The organism is Streptosporangium sp. NPDC023615 (genome assembly GCF_040640155.1).
Lineage (GTDB): Bacteria > Actinomycetota > Actinomycetes > Streptosporangiales > Streptosporangiaceae > Streptosporangium.
Window position 1 is genome coordinate 1 of record NZ_JBFABE010000144.1, and the last position, 4,010, is coordinate 4,010.

A 4,010-nucleotide genomic window follows, 5' to 3' on the forward strand; every position below is an offset into this window, starting at 1 on the left:
TATTTTAGCAGTTACTCTCTATTTATGAGTGTTCTTATTTATTGGGGGGATTACCGGTCTTACTGTTGATGAGTATGGCAATAAGTAATAGGTATACATCCTATTTTTTACGCAGACTCTAAGATGACCTATGCTGCTAACCTTGTAGCAACCAACTTGAGAGATTTTAATAAGAAAGCTTAATGATAATGACCCATGCTATCGACCTCATAGCCATTGAATTTATATCTAACATTAGCAGTTCGATTTCTGTATAGCACCCGGATTACGAATAGAATATGTATGACAAGTACACCACGAAGTACACTGAAATTATTTCCGCGAGTTAAAACTTTGATACCATTAGCCCACAGCCAAAGATTCAAGTCCTCACTAGGGAACCATACTTACTCCCATAAAACCTATTATTTCCCATCAATCGTTCCTTTAAAAACAGCCTTCTTAGTGTTAGTTTTTTTCTTACGCTTGAACGTTGGTTTTATAGCGTTCATTTCTTGTCTGAATTTTTTCCACTGCCTAGGGTGAGAGGTCTTGATATGACCTACCTTAGAAGTAATGCTACGCCAATCTTTATCGTAACTATATAGATTCTTATCAGTATGAAAGCGTAGAGAGAGCTTGTGTATATCAGAGCGGAGCTTCTTTCTTTTATCGTTGTTGATTGTAGGTTTTTTTGAATTAACAGTTAGGCCAGTTACTGTTTTTCCTACACCGTTAACGGAAGGAGAAAAAATTGTTTGTTTCTTACGGTTTGGATGATGAGCTTTATGAAAAACCATTGAGTATATCTTGGAGATAATATCTGTTTTTTGTCGGTCAGTTAATAGCCGTGAGCTAGAGATGGTTATATCGTCAATATATCTACTGTATGCAACTTGTTGACGGTCCAATTCTTCAACTAGTTTTGGCTCTATATCATAGAAGATTAACTGTGCAAGGTATCCACTAGTCTTCCATCCTTGTGGTAGCTCGTTTTGATACGTTGTTAGTTGTGTCAGAATTTCAGCGATTTCAGGTGCCATACAAAAGAACCCTTGCCAGATGCTACGAATATTTTTGTAGTCACAGTTGGGGAAGAAACTCTTTATGTCTTCTGATATAACAATAGATTTGTTGCAATGAAATGCAGCGTGAGTCCTACAACTGCGAGGGTTTAAGAGATCTGCGACTCCACCCTGCATATAGATGGGATAAAAAACTTTTTTAAGTAACTTATCAAGAATTTTTTGATGAATGGCTTTTAGCCTAGGTTTTGCATTGTGTGTATGTCTTACTTCACCATTGGGCTTGGTTAGTTTTTTTCCTGGGCACCAATATCTATCTTTATTAGCCAGTACATATTCTAGATCTTCCACTGTAATTTCTAATAGGTTAGCAAGTGAGCTAATATTTGCAATTGGTGTAACCTGAGGTAGAGGGTGAAAGCCCATTGTTTAAGCTTCAATCATCGAATAAATTGTTTTGGTAAGGGATTCAATCTGCGTGTCTGTAATTTCCGAGATGGATTCTTGCTTAGCCGCCAAAAACACAAGGACACTTACTGGTATCTGTAAAGCGTCAGCAATTGATTCCAGATTGGATAAGGTTGGTTGACGTTTATCTTTTTCTATTAATGATAAGTATGATTCAGAAACATCTGCTAAAGCGCTTACTTGCAACTGCGTCATATTTCTCAATTTTCGACATTTTTTTATAACACTGCCGATTTTCATATTTTCAACCTTATAAGAGTGGTAAGGCTTGCTGTACTACTCTAGAAACTTTCTAAAAAGCTGAATAAGCTCAATAATACTGGGGAAGTAAATAAGTAAATCACCGAGCGTTTTTAAACCTATGGCCTTATAGTCTGCTTCTTTGGAAGCTGAGTTCTCTATTACTAAATCAAGATTCTCTATTGCTTCTTCAATTTTACGAGTAACACTGGGTTCTAATGTATCATGCGTAGTTGTTTGGATCTCAGCAAGCTGAGCCTGCAACTGTTCTAAAAGTTTTATATCATTCATATTATTTACGACGCTTTCTGACGGCACGGATTGTACCAGTCGACAACACAATCGAACCCGAGAGAAATAACATTAGAACGCCACAAGCCTTATACTGTGGCGAAGCCTCAGTCGAAATACTAAACGAATGACAAGTTGCGTAAGGCCAAACGAGGTAGTACAGAGGTCGAGGTCTTCGGGTGTTGCAGCTATAAAAATAGCGGCTAAAATCAGCCAGTTACAAGGTTCAATTAATAAATGATATCTTCTAAAACGCATCTAGACGGATCGTCTATTCTGAGTTGTTAGGTTACTACAAAACATTACTCTGAGTCAAGTTTTAGATCCGCCTATTAAACTCTAGTATTCAAGATATTCTCTAACTGGACGTTTCTTAAACTGTGAAGCATCTTTTTTGAGGCGATTAATCATCTCAAATTCCCACGCTTTGGGATCTTGACCTGCTGGACTGGTAGAGCTTACTAAATGATTGTAATCTGCCATAAAGCTAGGGTTACGAGCAATACGTCCTAGTTGCTTATCGTTAAGTCCTTCAATAGTAGTCCTATTTTCATTATTAGAAATTTTAGTACCAGTTTTTTCTTTATTTTTTTTCACTTTAAACTTGAATGTAAATCCTGTAATGACGCGGCCTTGTTTGTGTTGTTCATATTCAGAAGTAATATCAGTATGTTCATTTATTTGAGTTATCGCCAGATCTAAAACCCGTCTTTTGAAGGCTTCTATCCGTTGGTATTCGTCCACCAATCCTAGCTTTTCGCGCAATTCTACAAGCGATATCTGACTGGTTGTACCTACTGACCTCCATTGAATTATCAACTCATACAGCCTTATTGCGTACTCACTCTGCAATCCTACGACCTGCTTCAACTCATATTCTGTGTAACGTGCTTCAAGCCTGGTAATCAAAGGAATTACATCACTTGCAAATACTAATTCGACACAGCCTAATTCGTCAATATAGCCGATCTTATCCACCCAACGGCTTTTATAATTACCTATCTTTCCCGAACGTTCATCCACCTTACTATAAGCAAAACCTGCCTCATACAATCCTTCTACTGCCCTTTTCATAGCTTCATACGATGTATGCTTTTCCACATTAAATTGTTTAGCGTAGCTTTGCGCATAAATTCGCAATAATCCACCTGCTTCTATTAATGTTTTTTGTTCCCTTGCCTCGATAATGGCTAAAAATATTAAGCGTTGTTCAACTACTCCTAAGCTATAACTCGCACCAATCAAGGAATTATCCTTAGTAACTAATTGTTTAGACATTTCCATATTCCAACCCATTTTTAACAACTATAATCTAACAATGCTATTAAAGCAACAACTCAAAAAATAAGTTGCTTTATGGGTCGTAAAACGTTGCTTTATGGGTCGTAAAACGTTGCTTTATGGGTCGTAAAACGTTGCTTTATAGAAGGCGAAACCCTTTTATGAAAAGCGTTTCAGAGGAGGTAAAAGCTTTTAAAAGTATTTAAAAACATTAAAAACCTTTTTGGTTATTAATAATTAGAGTGACAAAAGAAAAGGCTAGTAAAGATAGCAATGAATTCAATATCAGTAATTTCAAATAATTTAAAAAGAAAGCTCAAAGCTTTAGTTAAATAGGGATAAAAGCATCCTATTAAGCTCCCTATAAGGTTCTAAGTATCGTTTGGTATAGTTGCTAGGTAAAATTTTTCCAACCCCCTTAGACGACCTTTATGAGCTTACCCAGTTCCATGATTGTTCATATCAACTAAAATCTTCGGAAGATTATTAGAATCTCAGTAGTTTTTATTACTGTGCCACCAAGGATCAACCTCTTATCACTGAATTGCTTCTCAAAAAAAGCCCTAGTATCAGCTGATACTAGGGCAATACAAAATTTTATTTTTTAATCCAAACTATTGTATGCTTTTATTCCTGCTTTATCGACTAATCTTTGAGAATTGGAGACCTTATTAGGTGCTGCCACCTCTCTTAATATCAATAACGATTCTAGCACTATCGGCATCA

The 4,010-nt window shown here is 36.5% G+C and carries 4 protein-coding genes; all 4 read right to left on the bottom strand.

Annotated elements, in window-relative coordinates; genetic code table 11:
* Positions 1-404 precede the first annotated feature (404 nt).
* On the bottom strand, positions 405-1,430 hold the full coding sequence (locus AB0G16_RS38415; RefSeq protein ID WP_102076490.1) for a reverse transcriptase family protein: 1,026 nt from the start codon (positions 1,428-1,430) through the stop codon (positions 405-407).
* A gap of 3 nt (positions 1,431-1,433) precedes the next feature.
* Positions 1,434-1,712, bottom strand: coding sequence for a helix-turn-helix transcriptional regulator (locus tag AB0G16_RS38420; RefSeq protein WP_102076491.1), 279 nt, complete (start codon positions 1,710-1,712; stop codon positions 1,434-1,436).
* Between the two features lie 36 nt (positions 1,713-1,748).
* Entirely contained in the window at positions 1,749-2,030 is a 282-nt protein-coding gene (locus AB0G16_RS38425) for a hypothetical protein (RefSeq protein WP_362815913.1), read from the bottom strand.
* A gap of 312 nt (positions 2,031-2,342) precedes the next feature.
* Complete coding sequence (repM, locus tag AB0G16_RS38430) at positions 2,343-3,299, bottom strand: replication initiation protein RepM (protein ID WP_362815915.1); 957 nt, start codon at positions 3,297-3,299, stop codon at positions 2,343-2,345.
* Positions 3,300-4,010: the final 711 nt, after the last annotated feature.